At 38.8% G+C, this 23,941-nt stretch carries 21 protein-coding genes; 5 read left to right on the top strand and 16 right to left on the bottom strand.

The genetic code is table 11. The features are described 5' to 3' along the window. The first annotated feature begins 99 nt into the window (after positions 1-99). Positions 100-2,178, top strand: coding sequence for a sodium:proton antiporter (locus OW492_RS16620; RefSeq protein WP_290041608.1), 2,079 nt, complete (start codon positions 100-102; stop codon positions 2,176-2,178). A gap of 87 nt (positions 2,179-2,265) precedes the next feature. Here the strand turns inward: OW492_RS16620 and OW492_RS16615 are convergent, their stop codons facing one another. Then, on the bottom strand, positions 2,266-3,306 hold the full coding sequence (locus tag OW492_RS16615) for an acyltransferase family protein (protein ID WP_290041607.1): 1,041 nt from the start codon (positions 3,304-3,306) through the stop codon (positions 2,266-2,268). Between the two features lie 276 nt (positions 3,307-3,582). Here OW492_RS16615 and OW492_RS16610 point away from each other — a divergent pair, with 276 nt between their 5' ends. Then, positions 3,583-5,097, top strand: coding sequence for a DUF3943 domain-containing protein (locus OW492_RS16610; RefSeq protein ID WP_290041606.1), 1,515 nt, complete (start codon positions 3,583-3,585; stop codon positions 5,095-5,097). Positions 5,098-5,219: 122 nt separating this feature from the next. Here the strand turns inward: OW492_RS16610 and OW492_RS16605 are convergent, their stop codons facing one another. Together OW492_RS16605 and OW492_RS16600 are read right to left on the bottom strand one after the other, a co-directional pair. Beyond that, positions 5,220-6,392, bottom strand: coding sequence for an aromatic amino acid transaminase (locus tag OW492_RS16605; protein ID WP_290041605.1), 1,173 nt, complete (start codon positions 6,390-6,392; stop codon positions 5,220-5,222). Between the two features lie 28 nt (positions 6,393-6,420). Next, positions 6,421-7,368: a DMT family transporter gene (locus OW492_RS16600; protein WP_290041604.1), complete on the bottom strand. Its 948-nt coding sequence runs from the start codon at positions 7,366-7,368 to the stop codon at positions 6,421-6,423. 116 nt (positions 7,369-7,484) lie between these two features. Here OW492_RS16600 and OW492_RS16595 point away from each other — a divergent pair, with 116 nt between their 5' ends. Continuing rightward, the gene (locus OW492_RS16595; RefSeq protein ID WP_290041602.1) at positions 7,485-7,940 is read left to right on the top strand and encodes an Lrp/AsnC family transcriptional regulator; all 456 of its coding nucleotides are present in this window, start codon (positions 7,485-7,487) and stop codon (positions 7,938-7,940) included. Positions 7,941-7,975: 35 nt separating this feature from the next. Here the strand turns inward: OW492_RS16595 and OW492_RS16590 are convergent, their stop codons facing one another. Continuing rightward, positions 7,976-9,010 carry an adenosine deaminase gene (locus OW492_RS16590; RefSeq protein WP_290041601.1) on the bottom strand — a complete coding sequence of 345 codons (1,035 nt, stop codon included), beginning with the start codon at positions 9,008-9,010 and terminating at the stop codon, positions 7,976-7,978. 210 nt (positions 9,011-9,220) lie between these two features. Between OW492_RS16590 and OW492_RS16585 the strand changes: the two genes are divergently transcribed. Then, complete coding sequence (locus OW492_RS16585; RefSeq protein ID WP_290041600.1) at positions 9,221-11,050, top strand: ABC transporter ATP-binding protein; 1,830 nt, start codon at positions 9,221-9,223, stop codon at positions 11,048-11,050. An 86-nt stretch (positions 11,051-11,136) separates the two neighbouring features. Here OW492_RS16585 and OW492_RS16580 read toward each other — a convergent pair whose 3' ends face one another. The 9 genes from OW492_RS16580 to tal all read right to left on the bottom strand — a co-directional run bounded on the left by OW492_RS16580 (position 11,137) and on the right by tal (position 20,474). After that, a complete protein-coding gene (locus OW492_RS16580; RefSeq protein ID WP_290041615.1) occupies positions 11,137-11,352 on the bottom strand; it encodes a TIGR02450 family Trp-rich protein in 216 nt (71 codons plus the stop codon). 23 nt (positions 11,353-11,375) lie between these two features. Next, entirely contained in the window at positions 11,376-12,377 is a 1,002-nt protein-coding gene (gene add / locus OW492_RS16575) for an adenosine deaminase (protein ID WP_290041599.1), read from the bottom strand. Positions 12,378-12,769: 392 nt separating this feature from the next. Further along, positions 12,770-14,095 carry a thymidine phosphorylase gene (deoA, locus tag OW492_RS16570; protein WP_290041614.1) on the bottom strand — a complete coding sequence of 442 codons (1,326 nt, stop codon included), beginning with the start codon at positions 14,093-14,095 and terminating at the stop codon, positions 12,770-12,772. 173 nt (positions 14,096-14,268) lie between these two features. Then, positions 14,269-15,057 (bottom strand): outer membrane protein OmpK, encoded by a 789-nt coding sequence (locus tag OW492_RS16565; protein WP_290041598.1) that lies wholly within the window; start codon positions 15,055-15,057, stop codon positions 14,269-14,271. Positions 15,058-15,232: 175 nt separating this feature from the next. After that, entirely contained in the window at positions 15,233-15,943 is a 711-nt protein-coding gene (gene deoD, locus OW492_RS16560) for a purine-nucleoside phosphorylase (protein ID WP_290041597.1), read from the bottom strand. A gap of 15 nt (positions 15,944-15,958) precedes the next feature. Further along, positions 15,959-17,206: a phosphopentomutase gene (locus tag OW492_RS16555; RefSeq protein ID WP_290041596.1), complete on the bottom strand. Its 1,248-nt coding sequence runs from the start codon at positions 17,204-17,206 to the stop codon at positions 15,959-15,961. Further along, entirely contained in the window at positions 17,206-17,979 is a 774-nt protein-coding gene (gene deoC / locus OW492_RS16550; RefSeq protein ID WP_290041595.1) for a deoxyribose-phosphate aldolase, read from the bottom strand. Before deoC ends, OW492_RS16555 begins: the two co-directional genes overlap by 1 nt. A 131-nt stretch (positions 17,980-18,110) precedes the next feature. Next, a complete protein-coding gene (locus OW492_RS16545) occupies positions 18,111-19,367 on the bottom strand; it encodes a NupC/NupG family nucleoside CNT transporter (RefSeq protein ID WP_290041594.1) in 1,257 nt (418 codons plus the stop codon). 156 nt (positions 19,368-19,523) lie between these two features. Beyond that, entirely contained in the window at positions 19,524-20,474 is a 951-nt protein-coding gene (tal, locus tag OW492_RS16540; RefSeq protein WP_290041593.1) for a transaldolase, read from the bottom strand. Between the two features lie 382 nt (positions 20,475-20,856). Between tal and OW492_RS16535 the strand changes: the two genes are divergently transcribed. Next, positions 20,857-22,221: a hypothetical protein gene (locus tag OW492_RS16535; protein WP_290041592.1), complete on the top strand. Its 1,365-nt coding sequence runs from the start codon at positions 20,857-20,859 to the stop codon at positions 22,219-22,221. Positions 22,222-22,335: 114 nt separating this feature from the next. On the opposite strand, the gene cdd is transcribed toward OW492_RS16535, so the two are convergent. The 3 genes from cdd to OW492_RS16520 form a co-directional block, all read right to left on the bottom strand. Next, positions 22,336-22,743 carry a cytidine deaminase gene (gene cdd / locus OW492_RS16530; protein ID WP_290041591.1) on the bottom strand — a complete coding sequence of 136 codons (408 nt, stop codon included), beginning with the start codon at positions 22,741-22,743 and terminating at the stop codon, positions 22,336-22,338. 162 nt (positions 22,744-22,905) lie between these two features. Further along, positions 22,906-23,664 carry a uridine phosphorylase gene (gene udp, locus OW492_RS16525; RefSeq protein ID WP_290041590.1) on the bottom strand — a complete coding sequence of 253 codons (759 nt, stop codon included), beginning with the start codon at positions 23,662-23,664 and terminating at the stop codon, positions 22,906-22,908. A 44-nt stretch (positions 23,665-23,708) separates the two neighbouring features. Further along, positions 23,709-23,941 (bottom strand): transketolase C-terminal domain-containing protein (locus tag OW492_RS16520; RefSeq protein ID WP_290041589.1); only part of this gene is annotated, 233 nt, incomplete at its 5' end.

Raw genomic sequence — 23,941 nt, 5'->3', positions numbered from 1 at the left:
ACAAAGGAAAATATATCGCAGTATTGGTTTCATCTCATCTTCACAACAACAAGATATTCTATCTTGGTATAGCAACATAATTTGTAAAAGGAAATATATATGGTTGAACACATCACAGGCATGCTGGCATTAATCGGTGTGCTATCGCTTTTGTGTCAATGGATAGGCTGGAAACTTCATCTACCTGCAATCTTACCACTGTTATTATGTGGGCTTTTAATGGGCCCAGTGATGGGTGTATTAAACCCAGATGAATTATTCGGAGACCTGTTATTCCCAATTATATCGCTTGGTGTAGCCGTCATTTTATTTGAAGGTGCATTAACCCTTAATTTTAAAGAGATTAAAGAACACGGCCGAATGGTCAGTCACTTGGTGTTAATTGGTGCTTTTATCACTTGGGCTTGTATTGCCCCCGCCGCTCACTATTTATTAGGCTTTGAATGGTCAATCGCAATGCTATTTGGCGCACTTGTTGTGGTAACAGGCCCAACGGTAATTGTGCCGATGCTGCGTACTGTCCAACCTAAATCTAGCTTGGCTAAAATTTTACGCTGGGAAGGGATTGTAATTGACCCTATAGGCGCATTATTAGCGGTATTAGTTTTTGAATATATCGCGGTTAATGCCGACCCAACGTCTCATGTTTTACAATCTTTAGGGATCACTTTATCGCTTGGCTTTGGTGCTGGTGCTGTCACTGGTTACTTAACTGGTATCGCGATTCGTAAAAATTTATTCCCACATTACTTACGTAACACCGCTGTATTAACCATTATGCTGGGTATTTTTGTTGCATCTAATATCATCCAAGAAGAGTCTGGGTTATTAACCGTTACCGTCATGGGCATTTGGTTAGCAAATATGCGCGGTGTTGATATTGCAGATATTTTAGAGTTCAAAGAAACATTAACCGTACTGCTTATTTCAGCGCTGTTTATCCTATTAGCTGCACGCCTTGATTCAAGCGCAATGCTTGATCTTGGATTTGGTGGCATAGGGGTATTATTGGTAGCGATGTTCATTGCCCGGCCACTGAGTGTTTGGATCTCAGGCTTAGGCACGAACCTTTCTACCAAAGAAAAATGGTTCTTAAGTTGGGTTGCGCCACGCGGTATTGTTGCTGCTGCTATCTCATCTTTATTTGCTATTAAATTAGAAAAAGTAGGTTTAGACGGAGCTGATTCAATCGTACCTTTAGTGTTTTTAATCATCATTGGGACCGTGGTCATTCAAAGTTTAACCGCTGGGCCTTGGGCGAAGTTTTTAGGTGTGAAAGAAGGCTCTAATGAAGGCTTATTAATGTTTGGTGCGTCTACCTTCTCACGTGAGCTCGCTAAACTATTAATTGCCAAAAATATCAAAGTGATTCTAACGGATAATAACTGGGACAGTATTCGTAAAGCACGTATGCAGAATATCCCCGTTTACTTTGGCAACCCAGCCTCAGAGCACGCCAGTAACTTTATGGATTTAAGTGGTATTGGACGAGTACTAGTCATGTCTCCTTATCGACAATTAAACCCATTAGTGACTTTCCATTTCCAAGACTTGTTTGGTACAGAGAAAGTATTTGGTTTGAATAACCCTGATATCAGTAGCGCACGTCACCAGTTATCGGAAAGCTATTTAAAACGTTTAAGCTTATTTGGTGAAGGTGTTTCTTACGCCAAACTAGCAAGTTTAATGGCGAAAGGTGCAATCATTAAAGTCACTAATATTACCGAAAACTTTGCTTTTGAACGATTCAAGAAACGTTACGGCGAAACGGCAATGCCACTTTTGTATATCACCAAAGAAGGTGAGCTGCATGTGGTATCAGGATTAACAAATGTTAACTTCCCCATTGGTATTGAATTAATCAGTTTACTACCACAGGAAGCACAAGATCGAGCAGTTGAGCAAAGAGCATTAGATGAAGAAGCTGAACGTCAAGCAAAAGCCTTAGCCAAAGCAGAGGCAAAAGCTGCTGCTATTATTGCAGCCGAAGCAAGAGCGGAGCGAGAAGCTGAAGAAGCAAAACAACGAGCAGCTGAAAAGGCACGCCGTAAAGCCTTAGAGGAAGAAGAAGAGCAAGCGCGTTTATTGGCCGCAGAAGAGGCGGCTAAATTAGATGATGAAACGACTGAGATAGTGGAAGAAAGCATCAAAGATGAAACACTTGCTAATAAAAACTAATCACTAAAAACGTTTAAACACCTATTAAGCGATGTCACTAATATTGATTCATATTATTGGCATCGCTTTTTCTATCTGCGCACATTTTTAAGGGACGAGACGTTTCAATAATGGAATTTTTACTAATAACATAGTGCTGAATAAAGATAAAACTAACGCGATAATCGTTAACATCGGAATAGCAATCCAATTAGTCATAAAGAGATCATAATATCCATTGCTTAGGTTTCTAATGGGAATTAGCCATAATGGATGAATTAGGTAAATCCCTAAGCTATAAGTGGAAATCAAGGTCACTAGCGCACGACACTTACCTTGGATCCGTTCTGCATAAGTTTGAGCGAGAACAAATAACATGCCTGCAATTACTGCAGTATTCAACGTTTTATAACCCATAAATAACGAGCGATATTTCCCCTCTTCCAAGGCTAAATACCAAGTCCCAGTAAAGTTTAATAACAACATAGCAACACCGGCAATCACCCATAACTTTAACTGAGGGCGATTATCTCGATTGAATAAATACCAACCAGAGACTAAATATCCCGTATATAACACAAGATTTTGCTGTAACACGTCCCCTACTTTTAACCAATGCATAGTCAATAATACTAACCAACAGGCCAGTGCTAATTTAATATGATCGGGTTTAGCTTGTTTTAATAGAGGCAATAAAAATGGGATTACAAAATATAAAGGAATAAAGTCATAGAAAAACCACAGGTGATACCAAACAGGTTCAGTGGGTGAATTTATTAATATATCTAATGCTTTATCACTTTGCCAATCACCAGAATAAATACCATCGAGCATAAAGCCCCCCACCAGCGCATAGATAATGGTCCAAGCGATAAAAGGAATAACGACCTTACTCACTCGCTTAGTTAAATAATAACGCCACTCAAAGACTTTATTACTTGAGAGCAGCAGCGCTCCGCTGATCATCATAAACACAGGCACTGCCCACCTTGAGACACTATTTGTGCCAGCGGCAGCTAACCACTCTAGATCCGGGATCTCACCATATAAATAACGAAAAGGCCCTAATACATGAATACTTACCACAGCAATAGCCGCAATAAAACGTAACAAGTCGATATAAAAAATAGAAGGACGCGCTGCCTGCATAGATTTACCTAATTAAATAAACATAAAAATGTAGAGTTCACAATCATTATTAAGTTCATAACAAATATTATAAAAATAACACTGGATGAATAGTAACAAATCAATGAATTAGAACAGTTTTAAAAAATGAAACATTGCAGAAAGGTGAAAAAACGTGATAATAAGCGCACTTTTTCCCCTTGTCACTCAGTCGCTGTTATTACGCTTATATTGTTAAATAAAGTAAATATCTAAGACTAATTACTAGACGTTTAAATAGTCTAAAAGGATTTACTTTTGATCAACCAACATTATCGAACTTATCTATTTTGTAGTTTATTAGCATTAATGACTCCAAATTTATTAGCCGCAGAAGATGACAAGCAAGATGAAAATATTCATACGTCTAGCCAAGTACCACTAGCAGAAAAAAACCAATTACAACAATCCCTAAAGTACACAGGTACTGACCAAGAAATTATTGAGCCTTTACCAGAACTAACGCCTGTTGAACCGACAAAAGAAGAAACTGCCTACCAAACGTCGTTTACCAACTCATCTTGGGAACAATTTGATGTGCCAGAAAGCTTCTACGATAATCCTTATACTGTATCACTCTTTTCACCAACACACGGTGAAGATAGAGCTCGCTTAGTCTCACAAACTAACTCTATTTTTTACTATGGATTAGGTGTTATTTCAGCACTGGCAGTGATGCCAGAATCTGTTACTAACTGGAATAGCGACGATGATGATAGTTTTGCTCAAAAATGGATAGATAACGTTACCGATGGCCCCGTTTGGGATCGTGATGACGTGATATTAAATTATGTCATGCACCCTTTCTTTGGTGGTGCTTACTATCAAACGGCTCGTAAATCTGGCTATCGTCAATGGGATGCATTTTTATACTCAGCATTAATGTCCACTGTATTTTGGGAATATGGCGTTGAAGCCTTTGCTGAAACACCGTCTATGCAAGATATTGTGATCACGCCTGTATTAGGCTGGGTTTATGGTGAATGGGCGTTTAATAAAGAACGTGAAATTTGGGCTGGCGGTGGCACTGTGATGGGCAGTGAATACTTAGGCAACACCGCGCTATTTTTACTGGATCCAATTGATTCTATTGGACGTAATTTTAACCGTTTATTTGGTGCTGACTTAATCAAAGCAGGTACAGGTTATATTCGCTTAACGGAACAAGATGAATCTGGCAATATTCCTAATGACAAACAGATCATGTTCCAAGTTAACTATGCTATCGGCAATAATACTAGCCCAGCACAATCGCAGATCAGTGGTAGACGCAAAGTTAATGATGGATACTCATTTGGTCACTCAAAAGATCCTGTTAACACTGGCATTATTGGATTCAGTTTAGGGTCTGGTTACCTTAATTTTGATAACAAGCGTCAGCTGATCAATCAACAATATGCGCAGTTCTCCTTAGGTTTATACTTCTCTCGTGCTTTTTCAGCTCGTTTGAACTACAACTCAACGCAATTATTCGAAGGGGTTGTTGCGCCAGATTACACTTATGAATCATTTAGTGTTGATGGACAATATTACTTCAACAGTCAAGCTAACCTGCGTCCTTACCTAACAGCGGGTATCGGTGAAGAAATTTGGGATAAAGATGATGACCAATATAACTTACAAATTAATGCTGGTGTTGGATTACATTACCGCTTAAATGAAAAATGGGCATTACAAGCTGACTTCATTAACTACTTTACCTCTGATGCAGGCAGCCATGACCAACTAATGACAGGTAAGATTATTTACCGTTTTGGTGAAGGTGAAAAGTAAGGGTCAAGGTAGAAGGAACAAGGGTCAAGGTGCAAGGTTCCAGGGACAAGCTAACAGGTGCAAGGTTTACTCAGTGCGAAAACACTGAGTAAACAATATCAATAAAGCCCTTAAAGTGAGCCTTACTTCATTACATCGATTAATGCATTCGCAAGATAATTCACTTGCTCTTGTTTTAAACCAGCAATATTAATACGTCCGTTCAACATCCCGTAAATAGCATGCTTTTCACGTAATGCCATCATCTGCTCAGCAGTTAATGGCAACATGGAAAACATCCCTTTTTGTCTTGTGACCGCTTGCAACGACTCATCCGCATCCATCTCAGATAATAACTGACCTAATGCAATACGGAGATCATTGATACGATTCCTGCACACTGCTAACTCGTCTAACCAAGCCTCAGGATCGTTAAACAATAATGAGGCTACTGCAGAACCATGATTAGGAGGCATAGAGTAATTAGCTCGGGTAATGCGCTCTAATAACGTACGCAATGATTGATGTTGTGCTTTATCACTGGTTAATACCATTGCAGCACCAGTACGCTCACAATATAACCCCATATTTTTTGAGCAGCTTGTTGCTACCAACATTAAGTCCACTTGCTCAGCAAATAAACGTAACCCAGCAGCATCTTCCTCTGGTCCCACACCAAAACCTTGATAAGCGATATCAATTAATGGAACGACTTTTTTGGCAATACAAAAATCAATAAATTGTTGCCATTGTTCAATTAAAGGATCCACACCAGAAGGGTTATGACAGCTACCATGTAATATTAAGATGTCGCCTTCTTTAGCATCAGCCAAATCTTCAAAACAGGTTTCAATATCTAAGATGCCACCATTATGCTGCCAGCGAAAAGGCGAAACAGTTAAGCCAGCCCCCTCCATAATTGGACGATGATTAAGGTAACCAGGCTCAGTATTCCAAACCACAGCATCTGGTGATAATGTTGCGATTAAGTCTGCAAGTACTCTTAATGCGCCTGAGCCACCAACGGTTTGAATAGTGCACTGTTCGTCAAGTCGAGGGCTATTACCTAATACAAATTTAGCGATATGGTCGTTAAACTCAAGGTTACCCGATAACATTTTATAACTTTTAGACGCCGCCTCTTTAGCTAGTTTTAATTCCGCTTTTTGTACTTGTTGCATTACAGGAGTTTGACCTGTTTCATCACGATAAACACCAACCAACATATCGATTTTTTGAGTACGCGTATCTGCATTAAACTGATGTAATAATGCCCAAAGAGGATCACCTTGAACAACAGGTAAATTTTCTAACATATCTTCGATTTCCTTAGATAAATATAACTTAACAACGATGAGATAAAATAACGCCAACAATGGTTAGCCCAATACCACAACCAATAAACAACGATAGAGGTTCACCCAATATTGGTACGGCTAATAAAGCAGTAATAGCAGGTGAAAGAGAGCCTAATACTGATGCTTGGTTAGCGCCTAATTGATTAACCGCATAGGAAAAACAGATAGTCGCAACGACGCCAATACCAACACCTTGAATAACAATAAAGGGTAACGCTTGCTGTAGTGAGAAGTGACCTAACTCACTGTCTACCATACCAGAGCAGATTAGGACTAACATAATAAAACCTGAGCAATAAGACAAAATAATTACCACAGCCACCGGTTTCAAATTTACTCGTTTTAAGGTGATAGCAAAAATGGCCCAGCAACTACTGGCCATAAATAAAAAACCAAATCCAGTTAAGGTTTGTAATGACAATACCTTTTGTCCACTGAGTATCATGACTAATACCCCAAGTAATATAAGAGACAACGGGAACATACGCTTTTTCGAAATCACTTGAGCAAGAAAAACGGCACTAATAATAGATACAAACAAAGCAGGTGTTCCAGCAAGTATGGTACCAACATAGGCAGTAGGTACACTTATAGCACCTAATGCTGCAAGGAAAACAAAGGGAATCCCGCCTAATAAAATAAGTGCAAAATCTGTAAACTTAATTAGTTTAATGGTTTTTAGATGCTTTGCAGCCCAAGGAGCTAGTAATAAAGCGGGAACCATAAAGCGTAATAAAGCAACATCGGCAATGGTTAAAGTTGATGCCTCTATAGTACGAATCGATAGCGCAAAGCTAGACCAAATGAGTAACACCAGTGTCATCGCGGCATAGCCTAATACCGTAGGAGATAAAAATGAAACTTGAGATTTATCGCCATAGGCTCGTTGTGTATTAAGCATATTTGATGGTTCCAGTTTAAATTCAATAAACATATTATTCACCAAAAACAACGCTCTTATCACTCAAATAACGTTTAATTCAAAAACTATTTAGTTTAAAAAGTTAATAATATATAGTTATGCGCATTAAAACACCAAACGAGATAATCATGGATAAAATAGATCGTAATATATTGACCCTATTGCAAAAAGAAGGTCGTATCTCAATAGCAGATCTTGCTGATAAAGTGAGCTTATCGCCCTCCCTTTGCGCAAGACGTTTAAAGCGCTTAGAAGAGGAAGGTTACATACAAGATTATCAAGCAAACTTAAATAAGGCTCAGGTGGGTATCAATATGACTTTCTTTGTGGAGGTTAGTTTAAATCGCCATCAAGAAAAGGCGATAGAGGAATTTGAAACAGCGTTATTAGCAATGAAAGAAGTCGTTAATGCACACATTGTTTCTGGTGCATATGATTACCTGATTGAGGTGGCCACTCCAAATCTTACAGGATATGAAGGCTTTACCACTAAGCTACATAAAATACCTAGCGTCAAAGATATCCATACGCATTTATCGGTCAGACAGTTAAATACACAGCGTATTTTACCTATCTATAAATAGCGTATGAATAGAGTAAACTTTACTGGAATAAGGTTTTACTGGTAATCATTTAAGATCTTAGTTAACTCTTGCTTGCGCTGCTCATCGCAAAAACTGGCTGTAATACTATTCTCTACTAACTTGATCGCTTGCGTTTGATTCATATCCAAAGCCTGAGCAAGCGCTTCGAAGTTTTCTGTCATGTAACCACCAAAGTAAGATGGATCATCAGAGTTAACCGTGACACAAATATCTAATGCTAATAGATCTAAAATATTATGTTGTTGCATATGCTCAAATACTTTTAACTTAGTATTAGATAATGGACACACAGTGAGTGGCATTTGAGTTTGTTGCAAGTAGGTAATTAACTCAGGGTCTTGAATCGCAGCCACACCATGATCTACACGAGACACTTTTAAGTCATTAATAGCAGTCCAAATATACTCTGCAGGCCCCTCTTCACCAGCATGTGCAACAGTTAACAGCCCAAGCTCACGCGCTTTAGCAAAAACGCGACTGAATTTTTCAGGTGGGTGGCCTAACTCAGAACTATCTAACCCAACGCCTTTGATTTTTTCTAAGAAAGGCATCGCTTGATCTAATGTATCAAAAGCACTTTGTTCATCCAAATGACGCAGAAAACACATGATTAACTCACTGCTTATACCTAACTTTTCCTGACCATCGGATAGCGCTCGGTTAATACCATTAATCACAGTAGCAAAAGAAACACCGCGATCAGTATGAGTTTGTGGATCAAAGAATGGCTCAACATGTAATACATTTTGTTCTTTGCACTTGACTAAATAAGCCCAAGTTAAATCATAAAAATCTTGCTCGGTAATTAATACTTGCGCCGCTTGATAATAAATATCTAAGAAATCTTGCAACTGCGTAAATTGAAATGCTTTTGTCACCTCTTGCACATTTGCATAGGGTAAAGCGACGTTATTACGGACAGCTAAATCAAATAACATTTGCGGCTCTAAGCTACCTTCTAAATGTAAATGCAGCTCAACCTTAGGTAATTGATTGAGCCAAGGAGATAAAACCAATGTATTTTCTGTTTGGGGAATTGAATTCGACATAATATTCTCTTTTTAATGACATAAGCTAAGATAACCAATTTTCAGTCGATAATAAAATAAACTCGGCTTTTTCTATTAAAAAACAGGTAAAAAGAGTGGATGGCAATTAAAGCTTGTGTTGTATAACTTAACCATTATGATCAGCCATTCAAAACCTTCCTGGCTGACTCTACTGTTGTCATAAAAAGCGAAAAGATTTAAGGACTTAACATGTTTAAATTTTTTGAAAATTTAGTGCCTGCATTAAATGATCAAGAACCAACTCAACCACCGAATACCTTGTTTGCATTTTGTTTACATTACACAAAAGGCTATAAAACCGCATTGTGTTTTATGACACTACTCATTGCGTCATTAGCAGTGTTAGAAGTCTCCTTATTTGGTTTCATGGGACAGCTAGTGGATTGGTTAGTCACTAAAAATCCAGAAACACTATTACAAGATGAAGGCCCAACACTATTATTAATGTCATTAACCGTATTAATAGTGATACCAATATTAATACTGTTACATTCATTAGTGATCCACCAAGTATTGCTAGGCAATTACCCAATGTCGATACGCTGGTTTGCGCATCGTTACCTATTAAAACAAAGTGTTTCTTTTTATCAGGATGATTTTGCTGGGCGTATTGCAACCAAAGTGATGCAAACTGCCTTGGCGGTGCGTGAAACAGTGATGAAACTATTAAACGTAATGGTTTATATCGTTGTTTACCTTATTTCTATGATTGTGATGGTAGCTCAAGCAGACTATCGACTAGCTATCCCGATGCTAGTTTGGTTAGTGGTTTATGTCTGTATCCAGTACTACTTTGTGCCAAAATTAAAAGAAGTTGCTACGGAGCAAGCCGACGCTCGTTCAACCATGACAGGCCGTATTGTCGATAGTTACACCAATATCTCAACGGTGAAACTGTTTGCACACACTGAATCAGAATCAGCTTATGCTAAGCAAGGGATGAAAGGGTTTTTAAATACAGTTTATCGGCAAATGCGCTTGGCCACTGGTGTGAATATGTGTGTGCAGATTTCGAACTATTTATTAGCTTTTTCGATCACTGCTATTTCAATCTACCTGTGGATGCAAAGTGCTATTTCAGTAGGCTCAATTGCCATTGCAATTAGCCTTTCTTTGCGTTTAAACGGTATGTCGCAATGGATCATGTATGAGCTAAGCGCCTTATTTGAAAATATAGGTACTGTAACCGATGGTATGAACACCCTCGCTAAACCAAATATCATCCAAGATAAAGAAGGGGCCAAACCATTAGAGGTCACAAAGGGGAATTTATACTTCAAACAGATGAGCTTCCATTACGGTGAAAATAAAGGTGTGATTGAAGGTTTTGATTTGAATATTAAAGCCGGAGAAAAGATTGGTTTAGTAGGCCGTTCAGGCGCAGGTAAATCAACTCTCGTTAACCTATTATTACGTTTTTACGATGTAGAAAAAGGTCAAATCATCATTGATGGGCAAGATATCAAAGAAGTACAACAAGAGAGTTTACGTTTACAAATCGGTATGGTGACGCAGGATACATCACTATTACATCGCTCTATCCGTGAAAATATTCTATACGGTCGTCCCGATGCAACAGAAGAAGAGATGTTAAATGCAACTAAACAAGCACAGGCACATGAGTTCATTTCAACCTTAACCGATAATGAAGGCAACGTCGGTTACGATGCACAAGTCGGTGAACGCGGTGTGAAACTTTCCGGTGGACAAAGACAACGTATTGCCATCTCACGCGTGTTATTAAAAGACGCACCAATCTTGATATTAGATGAAGCAACATCCGCATTAGATTCTGAAGTTGAAGCGGCCATTCAAGAGAGTTTAAATGAATTAATGCAAGGAAAAACAGTGATTGCGATTGCACACCGCTTATCAACAATTGCAGCTATGGATCGTTTAATTGTATTAGATAAAGGTAACATTATTGAGCAAGGTAGCCATCAACAATTACTCGCTCAAAATGGTGTTTATGCGCAACTCTGGGCACATCAAACGGGTGGTTTTTTAGGCTGTGATTAAGTTCTAACCTAGTTTAAACAGCAGCTCGCAGAGACAAAAAAGCCATCACAATTGATGGCTTTTTAATGCTTAACGAGTCACGCTAACTATTTCCAGCCCTGCTTCCAAAGGTCTATATTCTTTAAGTCTCGCCAGTCTATTTCAGTTTGGCGATGGGAAATAATGGCTTCTATTACACACAAAGTGACAATTCCTTCTTCATCAAAGGTCACTTTGGTAATTAAAAAATGCTTCTCTTTATTAATAGACTTAACGGCAGTCCACTTACTATTTAATAGTTTTTTCGGGTTAATCTGATTGATAACCATCACTCCTATACAAGAAATTAACGGTTTACAGCAATCTCTCTTAACGCGGATTTTTCTGCTTCAGATAAGAAAGCGATCTCTAAACCATTAATTTGTGCTTGTGTTATTTGCTCAATTGATAGCCCGGCTTGCGGTGCTGCCACTTCATATTCAAAAGGCAATTCAATCCCTTCAACTGCAGGATCATCGGTATTTAAACATGCTAATACACCATGGTTTAAGAATGTTTTAATAGGATGTTTACTGATATCGGCAATGGTACTCGTTTGAATGTTAGAGGTAATACATGATTCAATACCAATTTTATTCTCCGCTAAGTAATCCATTAGTTTGATGTCTTCAATCGCCTTTACACCATGACCAATACGTTCAGCACCCAGTGTTTGGATCGCTTGCCAGATACTTTCTGCGCCTGCAGCTTCACCAGCATGAACGGTGACACGAAGCCCTGCATCACGTACTTGTTTAAAATGTTTAACAAATACATCGCCTGGTTGACCTAATTCATCACCAGCTAAGTCAACAGCGACGAGTTTATCTTTTTGACTTAATAATCCGTCTAACTCAATTTGACAAGCTTCAGCACCAAAAGTACGGCTCATAATACCAATTAAGTTAGTTTTAACATTAAAGTCACGGCTACCTGCAGCAACACCAGCAACAACCGCTTCTACAACACCTTGTACAGGCAAGTTGTGTTTCATCGCCATATAATAAGGTGAAAAACGCAGTTCTGTATAATCGATTAGTGCATTTTTAGCATCTTGAACGTTCTCATAAGCAACACGGTAACACGCATCTAGGTCGCCTAATACAGCAACACCCCAATCTAACTTTGATAAAAAAGAAACGAGATCAGGTTGTGTTTCAACTACCTGAACAAATGGACGTAATGTCTCAATATCAGTTGCAGGTAATGGTAAATTAAATTTTTGGCCTAGTTCTAATATGGTTTCAATACGAATATTGCCATCTAAGTGGCGGTGAATATCAGTGAGAGGGATATTTTTATTGATCATTATTTATTCCTTTTATGAAACAGTTTTAGAACCCAAACCACCTTAAAATGCAATTTCCGAGGTTACAAGATAAGGTAGCTTAAGCCATTACAGTATAGGTAATGCGGTTATTTTTTGTCACAAGCAAAGTAACGAATAAACAGGTTTTAAATATAAAATTAAGAGAGTTAACATAATATGTTGTTAACACCAGTATCATTAGTTAATTTACTCCCCATTAACCAAGTCACTTTTATGTTATTTATTGTTGTTTATTACAAATTTAAAGTGGCGCTATGTTACACATAAATACTACGGATAATAGCGTTAACCTTATCGAAAGCAGTTTTAATCATCAAGGATGATTAAATTTAATGCTAATGACCTTTAAAAGCGAAAACGTCTTACTCTATTTAATTTGCTCGTACTGTTTCATAAACCTGTGGTTCAGCGTTTGGTTTAGTATCGGCACATTGAATAGCACCTAATATGTTTTTCTGCACCTCAACAAACTGTTGCTCAGTTTGTGCATGTATCATGGCAATTGGCGTCTGTGTATCAATCTTATCGCCAATACTGACTAAATCGCTCAGGCCTACCGCAAAGTCAATATTATCTGTTGCAACACGGCGTCCACCTCCCATGTTAACCACTGACATGCCAACTTCTCGAGCATCAATAGTCGTCACATAGCCAGATTGGTTAGCAAATACCGGACGAATAATCGCAGACTTAATCAAATGGTTATCGTGATTTTCTACAAAATCAGCCGGCCCACCCAGGCCTGCCACCATTCTACCAAACACTTCAGCTGCTTTGCCGTTATCCAATACGGCTTGTAATTTCCCCTTCGCCTGCTCGGTATCTGAGGCTAAATTAGCGGACACTAACATTTCAGCACATAAGGACATAGTGACTTCATGCAACCTCGGGTTCACATATTCACCCGTTAAGAAACGCACCGCTTCTCGTACTTCAACGGCATTACCTGCACTACTTGCCAAGACTTGATCCATATTAGTAATCAAAGCAGAAGTTTTACAACCTGCGCCATTGGCTACGTCAACAATACTTCTTGCTAACTGTTGTGATTGTTCATAAGTCGGCATAAACGCCCCACTACCGGCTTTTACATCCATCACTAAAGCATCTAACCCTGCCGCTAATTTTTTAGATAAGATCGATGCGGTAATCAAGGGAATCGATTCAACCGTAGCGGTAATGTCACGAGTTGCATAAAAACGTTTATCTGCAGGTGCTAAATTAGCACTTTGCCCAATAATGGCAACACCTGCGCTTTTAACCACCTCTCTAAAGTGTTGGTTGGTAACGGTAGTTTGATAGCCAGGAATTGCATCAAGCTTATCTAAGGTGCCACCAGTATGACCTAAACCTCGACCCGAGATCATTGGCACATAACCACCACATGCAGCGACCATTGGCCCTAGCATTAATGAAATAACATCACCAACACCACCGGTAGAATGTTTATCAACGATTGGACCATTTAGGTTTAATGATGACCAATCAAGTACATCACCTGAGTCGCGCATCGCAGAAGCTATCGCTACACGCTCATCCATATTCATATCTTGAAAATAGATAGCCATAGCAAAAGCAGCAATTTGCCCTTCGCTAATACTGTTATCGGTAATTCCTTGAATAAAAAAGTTAATCTCTTCGTTGCTTAAGGTTTTACCATCACGTTTATGACGAATAATTTCTTGTGGTACTAAGATCATAGGTGCACTCCGATAATGAGGTGAGATCATCACTAAATGATTTGTGAATAGGTCATATTTACAAATAACTTAGGGGTAATAAAGGGAAGAGAAGAATGCTTACAGCACAGCCACTATGCTGCAAGCATTAATATCATTGACTTAAAGAATTTAAGTTAAGATATTATTTATTAGAACTTGTAGGTAGCAGCAAAGTAATGAGTTAAACCTGTTGTTTTACCCGCTAAACCGCCATCAACTAATGCATAAGCATCTTTAAACGCTTTTAGACCATAACCTACTGCAAAACGGTCTGAATGCCAGTAGATACCATTAAACATTGCACCACCGTTATCAGTGTATAGTGCATCAAAGTCATCATCGTATCCGAATTGGTAATCGATGTAGCCTTGGTAAGAAATAAATGAACCATTCTCAAAGAAGTAGAAAGGTTTGAACCAGTTAGTAGATACTTGATAACCATTCCATTCTTTTTCATTTAAATCGTAAAGTCCATAAACGTTTAAACCAACTTTACCTAACCATGGCACCATTACATCAGAACCAATACCCCAGAAAGAGTTATTTACTGAATCGCTACCGCCACTCCAGTTAAATAGTGTTGCAAAGTACACTTCTTCAACAGGACCAAAAGATAGATCTTTACCTGTTAGTCCATCAAGAGAGATACGCGGTGCAAACTTAATAAATATTTTATCTGCGCCATCTTTGTCAGAAGACTCACTGCTTGCTAGGTTAAATACGTCAGCGTAACCGTAGTAATCTAAAATCCCTGCACGTCCGCCGAACTCAAGCTCAAGATAATCATGATCTGATTCACCAGGAAGCTCGTTTACAGCGTACATTAAGTTACCTTGCATCCATTTGTAATCATTTTTATGCGTATCGCCGTCGGTATAGTCGGCAGCGAATGCAGAAGATGAAGCAAGCAAGGCTAGTGGGAGTAGTGTTTTTTTCATAGTTAAATTCCTTTTAAAAAGTAAAAAATGCTTAGTGATGAATTTTTATGCCGTCAGCGGCTAAAAGCTCAATAATAAAATTTTGTTACCACCACTTGCACACTAGTGAGTGATAACAAAATGCCTGTCATCTCAGTGACTCAATAACTTCATGCCAGGTCTTTTTGATTCCCACTTATTCTGCAACTACAGAATCAAGTGCGATTAATACCATCTCATCAAAGCTGTTTTGACGCTGATCAGAAGATAGTTGTTCGCCAGTACGGATATGATCCGATACTGTCAAAATACATAGTGCTTTTGCGCCATATTCAGCTGCAACACCGTATAATCCAGCCGCTTCCATCTCTACACCTAGAATGTTGTATTTTTCTAATGTATCGAATACTTCAGGCTCTGGCGTGTAGAATGTGTCAGCAGAAAAAATATTACCTACTTGCGCTTTAATGTTACGAGCACGTGCAGCGTTTACTGCTTTTTCTAATAACTCGTAACTAGCAATAGCAGCAAAGTCGTGGTTCGCAAAACGAATACGGTTGGCTTTTGAATCTGTAGAAGCACCCATGCCGATGATCACGTCACGTACTTTGATATCTGGGCTAACAGCACCACAGCTACCAACACGGATAATGTTTTTAACACCGTAATCTTTAATTAGCTCTGTTGCATAAATAGAACAAGATGGGATACCCATACCACTACCCATTACAGATAGTTTTTTTCCTTTGTAAGTACCCGTAAAACCTAACATGTTACGTACGTCAGTTACTTGCACAGCATCTTCTAAAAAGTTGTCAGCAATATACTTAGCGCGAAGTGGATCGCCAGGCATTAATACTGTTTCTGCAAATGCATTGTCTACTGCATTAATATGAGGTGTTGCCATCTTATTTCTCCAACATTATTTAAAAATACTTTTACCGTATTCTAGATCCGGTAATTGATGATACTCAGCAATTGTTTGGCCGATATCGGCAAAGGTGTCACGTAAACCAACTGGACCAGCTGGTACGTTTTTTCCGTAGAAAAGTACAGGTATGTGTTCACGTGTATGATCTGAGCCAGGCCAAGTTGGGTCACAACCATGGTCAGCGGATAACACAACAAGGTCTTCGTCTTCTAAGACTTCAAGCAACTCAGGTAAGCGTGTATCAAAATACTCTAGTGCAGCCGCATAACCTGCTACATCACGACGGTGTCCAAAGTCAGCATCAAAATTCACAAAGTTAGTAAAGATAATCGTTTCTTTAGTCGCTTCTTTTAAAGATTTCAACGTCGCATCAAACAACGCTTCTAAGCCTGTTGCTTTGATTGCTTGGGTAATGCCCTGTGCTGCATAAATATCAGAAATTTTACCAATACTCACGACTTCGCCACCGGCACTTTCCATACGATCTAGTAGTGTCTTACTTGGCGGTAATACTGAATAGTCATGACGATTACCAGTACGAGCAAAGTTACCCGGTTTGTCACCTAAGAATGGGCGCGCAATAACACGACCAATATTGTAAGGTTCAAGTAACTCACGAACGGTTTTACATAACTCGTATAATGCTTCTACACCGTAAGTTTCTTCGTGGCACGCTATTTGGAATACACTATCACTTGATGTGTAAAAAATAGGTTTACCGGTTTTAATATGTTCTTCACCTAACTCGTCTAAAATCACAGTACCGGAAGAGTGGCAGTTGCCTAAATATCCAGAGATACCAGTGCGCTCAACGATTAAGTCTAATAACTCCTGCGGGAAACTATTTTGTTTATCTTTGAAATAACCCCATTCATAAAGCACAGGCGCACCTGCAATTTCCCAGTGACCACTTGGGGTATCTTTACCTGTTGAAATTTCTTGGGCATAACCATACGCAGAAATAGGTTCAACGGACTCGTCTAACCCCATTGGAAACTCACCAGAACTTTCTTTACAGGCGTGTGCTAAACCTAATTTAGTAAGGTTAGGTAAATGAAGCGGGCCTTTACGGCCGATATCGGCTTCGCCAGCGGCACATAATTTAGCAATACTGCCAAAGGTGTTTGCACCTACATCATTGAATGTGGTGCCGTCCGCTAAACTACCTACAAATTGGTCAGCATCATGGCTTGCGCCTATACCTAACGAGTCTAACAATAAAATAATGGTACGTTTCATTAGTAACCTCCTGTCTCTACAGGTGTATCTGATAATTTAAGCTCACTCAGTAAGTTGCCTAGTAGGCTAGATGCACCAAAACGGAAATGGTCAACATCAACCCAATCAGCGCCCATAATATCGCGAGCTAATTGCATGTAATCGTTAGCTGTTTGTGCATCTTTAACACCACCAGCTGCTTTAAAACCTACGTCTTTTCCTGATTTTTTGATCGCTTCGATCATCACTTTAGTCGCTTCTAAAGTTGCATTAACCGGCACTTTACCCGTTGATGTTTTAATAAAATCAGCACCTGCTTCGATACAAATTAAGCTTGCTTGTTCAATTAACTCAGCTGTTTTTAACTCACCAGTTTCAATAATCACTTTTAATGCAACAGCTTCACCACACACTTCACGGCAAGCTTTAACCATCTCTTCACCAACAGATGCATTACCTGCAATCAGCGCTTTATATGGGAATACTAGGTCAACCTCATCAGCGCCATAAGCAACAGCAGCTTTAGTTTCTGCAACGGCGATAGCAACGTCATCGTTACCATGTGGGAAGTTAGTCACTGTTGCGATTTTTACGTCAGCAGTACCTTGAGCTTTTAATGTTTTACGTGCGATGGGAATGAAACGGGGATAGATACAAACAGCAGCCGTATTTCCTGCAGCGCTATGCGCTTGCTTACATAAATCGATGACTTTTTGATCTGTGTCGTCATCATTTAATGTCGTTAAATCCATCAAATGAATTGCTTGTCGCGATGCTAGTTGTAAATCACTCATTTAAAAATCCTTTGATTTCATTGTATTTAGGGTTTATCGATTATGTTGATTAATGCTTTATTAACACAATTGATAAAAACTAAGTAAAAACAAATGAGGGCTCTAAACGAACCCTCATTGACACTTACTATTTATGCAATGCTTAAGGCAAAGAAAATACCTACTAACGTTGCACTCATTAAGTTAGATAATGTACCAGCCATTACCGCTTTAAGACCTAGACGTGCGATATCAGCACGACGAGATGGTGCTAATACACCTAGACCACCTAATAAAATAGCCATTGAAGACAAGTTAGCAAAACCACATAGAGCAACGGTGATGATCACTTGAGAATGTTCACTCATTGCTTCTTTAACGCCAATAAAGTTAATGTAAGCAACAAATTCATTCACTACTAATTTTTGACCTAGTAAGCTACCTGCAGCAACCGCTTCAGACCATGGAATACCGATTAGGAAAGCGATTGGTGCAAATAAGTAACCTAAGATTTGCTCTAGTGTTAATGCTTCTAGACCAACAAAACCACCAACAGAACCTAAGATATTATTAATTAATGCAATTAAGGCGATGAATGCGATTAACATTGCACCTACATTTAACGCTAATTTAAGACCTGAAGAAGCACCTGACGCAGCAGCATCAATGACATTAACAGGTTTGTCTTCTTCTTCAGCAGCCGCTAGATCTTTAGCAGATAGCTCTTGAGCCACTTCTGTTTCAGGCTCTAAGATTTTAGCCATTAATAGACCACCAGGCGCCGCCATGAAAGAAGCGGCGATTAGGTATTCAAGGCTTACACCTAAAGATGCATAACCCACTAATACTGAACCCGCTACCGATGCTAGACCACCACACATAACAGCAAATAATTCAGAACGTGTCATATGCTTAATGTAAGGTTTAACCACTAATGGCGCTTCCGTTTGACCAACGAAAACGTTAGCAGCAGCAGACATAGACTCAGTACGGCTTGTACCTAGTACTTTCTGTAATGCACCACCAAAGATTTTGATAATGAACTGCATGATGCCTAGGTGGTATAACACAGCCATGAACGAAGCAAAGAAAATAATGATTGGAAGTACTTTAAATGCAAAGACAAAACCGCCACCGCCAAACACTTCAAACATTTTGCCAGAAACTAATCCGCCAAATAAAAAGCTCACACCAGCATTAGCACTATTAATTACACCTTGCACTGCACCAGTGATGGCTTGTAGGACTGAAACGCCCCACGGTGTAAAAATTACAAGTGCAGGAATAATCGCTTGAATTGCGAATGCGCCACCCACTGTTCTGTAATTGATTGCTTTTTTGTTTTTTGAGAAAATAAAGGCAATTAAAAGAAGGCTGATAATGCCCACTAAGCCCATCACGATTTGCATATTTGTACTCCGTTCATTTATGTCAATTAGACTGAAGAATAACTCAACAGTCATCTCCGTCTGATATCCTGGCCAACCCAGGCATGTATAATCCGAAAAACTCGAATAGGTTGTGGTTTGCTATCATCCATAACAAACCAAATTTGTTTACCGCGATTATAGTTTCTCCATAATCATGGCTTCTAATATGTTCTGATCTACTGCGAAGTTACGAATGCCTTCTGCTAATTTTTCAACGGCCATTGGGTCTTGATTGTGCGCCCATAAGAAATCCGACTCAGTTAATGCTGTTGGTGCAGTTTTAACCTTTTTATCAGCGATTAATTTCGTTTCAATCGTTCCTTCTGAATCACTTAGCTCTTGTAATAACTGTGGGCTAATCGTTAAGCGATCACAGCCAGCTAATTCTAAAATCTCACCTATATTTCTAAAACTCGCGCCCATTACAACTGTGTTGTAACCATGCTCTTTGTAATAGTTATAAATTTTCGTCACCGACAACACACCTGGATCTTCAGCAGCAGAAAAATCAGTTCCCTGCTTGGCTTTATACCAATCCATAATACGACCAACGAAAGGTGAAATAAGGAATACACCCGCTTCAGCACAGGCTTGCGCTTGGGCAAACGAAAAAAGCAGCGTGAGGTTACAGTTAATTCCCTCTTTTTCAAGTATTTTAGCTGCCTGAATACCGTTCCAGGTTGCCGCTAGCTTAATTAAAATACGATCGTTGCTAATTCCTGCATCGTTATACATTTTTACTAGCTGACGAGCCTTGGTTAAACTAGCTTCAGTGTCGAATGAAAGACGAGCATCTACTTCAGTAGAAATGCGTCCAGGGATAGTTGTTAAGATCTCTTTACCAATGTTTACCGCTAACATATCGCAAGCAATTTCTACTTGCTGTTGTTTATCAGCACTTTGCTTTTTTGCATATTCAATAGCATCAGCAACTAATGGTGCGTAAGCTTCAATAGAAGCAGCTTTTAAAATAAGTGATGGGTTGGTTGTTGCATCTTCAGGTTGGTATTGCTTAATAGCTTCTATGTCACCAGTATCTGCAACCACGGTCGTTACTTTACGTAACTGCTCTAATTTACTTTGCATATTCAGTCCTTCACTTCATACATTATTGGTAAGCAGAGATCTCATTACTGCGAGTCTCTTATTTATACAGGTGTTTTTACGATAAAAAGGATGGTATCAATACGGGTAAAGTCAGTGACCAATATAAATCCTAATGCTTTCACAATATTTGATAGTATTCATGGTGGTGACATAGATATATTTTAAAAATAAATCTGATAAACAACTTCCATGTTACTTCTTACAAATTTCTTCTATCTCGTTTCCTATGAGCAAATTCTAGGCATTCGAACAAATCACAAATGTGATCTAGATCACTATAGTTGATATTTGCTGCTTCACATAGCCTGGCACTAACAAAATATGTGGTTTATGCTAATGTGGCCCCTAAGGAGAAAAATCCATGTTTGATATAAGAAAAGATTTTAACTGTTGCAAAACAGTAAGTTGCAAAAATTTTGGTGTCGCTGACAGCGAAGATTACGTTTATCAGAGTAAACGTTTAGGTTACCTTTCTATTGAATGTAAAGCCTGTGGAAGCAACCCTCCTTGGATAAATAACCAATTAATAGAAAATATCTTAAAAGAAAAGCTTGATTTTCATTTTGCGAGGAAAATCACACATTGCCGGTATTGTTATAGCCATTTTTTCTTCAATGAGAAGAATGGATCACACTTACATGGTTTTACTGCGGCAGGAACACAACGTTTAAAATGCAAAAACTGTCAACATGTATACAGTGAAACTAAACATAAAAATGTTGAGGCTATTACACAGGTATTACAAACCATTATTGAAAAATTAGATATCAACAGTGCAATTAGAAAAACCGGATTATCAGCCCGTCTTTATTATTTTTATTTAGAAAAGTTATCACTATTATTAACTAATTTTAGCCGTTTAAAGGAGCAAGAAGAGGTAAACCGAGAGTCCTTGTCATTACAAACCGAAGGAAAAGTGATTCATTTACACCATAAACGAGGCTTTTATACGTTATTAACAGCGGAATCTGATAGTGGTTATATCCTACTACAAACCACTAACCTCACCAAAGTCGACCTACTTAAACAAGATATTTACAACAGCACTGAAAATACTGTTATCAAAGATGCTTTCGCCAATAATATTGAGAATGAAATTAAAAACCATTACCAGCAAACATTACATCGTAAACACTTTGAAAGACTGTTAATTGGTGAATTAAAAGCAATTAATCACTGTAATTTAATCTACCCTAACAAATTAGTGTATGTGCACTTCTCCTTATTGCGTGGCTTCATTAAAAAAGCCCAACATTATAGCCACTATATTGAATTAGAAAGCAGTATTCGCGCTGCAGCGTTAATGTCCGCACATCCTGAAATCAAAGCAGGAAAAGCCGATATATTCTATTACCTCCCCTTCATGAATAACCAAGAGATTATCAAAAATAGAAAAGTAGGATGGTGGAGCGATCGCTGGCACAGCTTTGAACAAGGCGCCTATTCTTTATTAACTGATAATAAACAAAACCAATACCCTTTTAAGATGGAAGATACAGAGCACCTTAATCGCTATTATGATTATTTAGACACGCATTTGAATAAGAGTTTGAATAGCTTTAATACCATTACTAATCTATCTGAAATACATAGAGTATTGTTTAATTTTTGCCATGCTCAAGATGACAAAAGCCCTGCAATGCAATTTGGTGTTGCTGACCATGTTTACGATGAGATGAGTCTATTGAGTGAAGCGATGACTTATAAGGAATATACAGGGGAGTAAGGTCTTAGTAGCAGATAAGATAACCTCAGTTTTAGATAGGCAAAACGATACTGCATCCAAAATTGAGGTTAAAAAGTTCACAACAATTAATATTGTTGTGTAAACCTGTTGTTATTAAAGTTCTTCGCCTAAAAACGCAAAAGGCAGTAATGTAGCAATCGTATTTTCAGAGTATTCTGTTTCAGATTGGTAACTGTAAACGATACAATCATTCATTGATTGCTCAGCAATAACTTGGCGACATGAACCACAAGGTTGTGCAGTCACTAACTGTTTTTCAGCGTTACGCGCACCAATGTGCACCTCTTGGATATCACCTTTGCTAATCCCTTCTGCTACGGCAGTAAAAATAGCATTACGTTCAGCACAAATGGTAGTCGGATAAGCAGCAGACTCAACGTTTACTCCTTTAAACACTCGACCATCTTTACACACTACTACAGAAGCGACATTAAACCCTGAGTACGGTGCAGAGCTATTATCCAGCAGTGTTTTTAGTTCGCTAAAATAGTTTTTTTTCATTATAAAACTCCCTGTTATGTAAGACATACTTACTTAAGCTATTATTTTTTATTATCGTTGTATTGTAGTTGAGCATTTTTTATTACACTTTTACAACCTTTAAAAATGCCCAACCTATTGTACTACCCACTTTGATCTTTTAGTTTTAGTTTTAACTGTAGCCTAGTTTAATAGTTTTTTAGCTGCAGCCACTACAATTGAGATTGCATGCGACTCTGTTTTTTTCATGGTCGCTTCATCTGGAATCTCTTGTTGTGTTCGATTTACAATCACACCCGCTACGCAAGCAGCAGCCCAACCTTGTGAAGCACACATAGTAAATAGTGTCGATGACTCCATTTCATAATTAAGTACACCAAGCTCCTGCCACTCTTGCATTGATCCTTTAAACTGACGTGTCACTCGTCCTGAAACCGTATCATAACGCTCTTGGCCAGGGTAAAAAGTATCACTAGATGCTGTCACACCAACATGCGGTTCAATGTCTGCATCGCGACAAGCTGCGACCATTGCGGTGGTGGCATTAAAGTCAGCAACCGCAGGGAACTCTAATGGAGCGAAGTGTAAGCTTGCACCGTCTAAACGTACTGAAGCTTGTGTCACAATGACATCACCCACATTAACATGTGGTTGAATAGCACCGGTTGTTCCGATACGTAAGAAAGTACGCACACCCAGTTGCGCTAGCTCTTCTACAGCAATCGAAGTAGATGGACCGCCAATTCCTGTTGAGCAGATAACGACAGGTTTTGTGTCAATATAAGCAAGGTAGCTTGTATACTCACGATGACTTGCTAAAAAAGTCGCATTTTCCATCAACTCTGCAATACGTTTTACACGCTCAGGATCGCCAGGAACAATCGCTAATGTTGATCCATCTAACATCGCTTTGGTTAACCCTAAGTGAAATACATCTGACATAAAATCTCCTTCATTAACGGGGGATTACCGTTATTTTTATCTAATTATAAATTGGCTGCGGTTTGTACCACGTTCTGTACAGTGAAACCAAACATTTCGAATAGTTGCTCGGCTGGTGCAGACTCACCAAAGGTCGTCATGCCAATCACTTTGCCGTTTAAGCCAACATACTTGTACCAGTAATCCGCAATACCCGCTTCAATCGCAACACGTTTAGTCACAGCCGCTGGTAGTACTGACTCTTTGTATTCTGCTGATTGCAGTTCAAATTGCTCTG

The organism is Psychromonas sp. 14N.309.X.WAT.B.A12 (assembly GCF_030397575.1).
Taxonomy (GTDB): Bacteria; Pseudomonadota; Gammaproteobacteria; order Enterobacterales; family Psychromonadaceae; genus Psychromonas.
Note: the sequence above shows the minus strand (reverse complement) of the source record. Positions and strands in the feature narration are given on the sequence as shown.

Bases quoted from the DNA above. Each gene is read 5' to 3' on its own strand.
- OW492_RS16585 (WP_290041600.1), top strand. From the start codon at position 9,221: ATGTTTAAATTTTTTGAAAATTTAGTGCCTGCATTAAATGATCAAGAA.
- OW492_RS16590 (WP_290041601.1), bottom strand. From the start codon at position 9,010: ATGTCGAATTCAATTCCCCAAACAGAAAATACATTGGTTTTATCTCCT.
- OW492_RS16620 (WP_290041608.1), top strand. From the start codon at position 100: ATGGTTGAACACATCACAGGCATGCTGGCATTAATCGGTGTGCTATCG.
- OW492_RS16600 (WP_290041604.1), bottom strand. From the start codon at position 7,368: ATGTTTATTGAATTTAAACTGGAACCATCAAATATGCTTAATACACAA.
- OW492_RS16555 (WP_290041596.1), bottom strand. From the start codon at position 17,206: ATGAAACGTACCATTATTTTATTGTTAGACTCGTTAGGTATAGGCGCA.
- OW492_RS16605 (WP_290041605.1), bottom strand. From the start codon at position 6,392: ATGTTAGAAAATTTACCTGTTGTTCAAGGTGATCCTCTTTGGGCATTA.
- deoD (WP_290041597.1), bottom strand. From the start codon at position 15,943: ATGGCAACACCTCATATTAATGCAGTAGACAATGCATTTGCAGAAACA.
- deoC (WP_290041595.1), bottom strand. From the start codon at position 17,979: ATGAGTGATTTACAACTAGCATCGCGACAAGCAATTCATTTGATGGAT.
- tal (WP_290041593.1), bottom strand. From the start codon at position 20,474: ATGCAAAGTAAATTAGAGCAGTTACGTAAAGTAACGACCGTGGTTGCA.
- cdd (WP_290041591.1), bottom strand. From the start codon at position 22,743: ATGAAAAAAAACTATTTTAGCGAACTAAAAACACTGCTGGATAATAGC.
- OW492_RS16565 (WP_290041598.1), bottom strand. From the start codon at position 15,057: ATGAAAAAAACACTACTCCCACTAGCCTTGCTTGCTTCATCTTCTGCA.
- OW492_RS16535 (WP_290041592.1), top strand. From the start codon at position 20,857: ATGTTTGATATAAGAAAAGATTTTAACTGTTGCAAAACAGTAAGTTGC.
- OW492_RS16615 (WP_290041607.1), bottom strand. From the start codon at position 3,306: ATGCAGGCAGCGCGTCCTTCTATTTTTTATATCGACTTGTTACGTTTT.
- udp (WP_290041590.1), bottom strand. From the start codon at position 23,664: ATGTCAGATGTATTTCACTTAGGGTTAACCAAAGCGATGTTAGATGGA.
- OW492_RS16595 (WP_290041602.1), top strand. From the start codon at position 7,485: ATGGATAAAATAGATCGTAATATATTGACCCTATTGCAAAAAGAAGGT.
- OW492_RS16545 (WP_290041594.1), bottom strand. From the start codon at position 19,367: ATGCAAATCGTGATGGGCTTAGTGGGCATTATCAGCCTTCTTTTAATT.
- add (WP_290041599.1), bottom strand. From the start codon at position 12,377: ATGATCAATAAAAATATCCCTCTCACTGATATTCACCGCCACTTAGAT.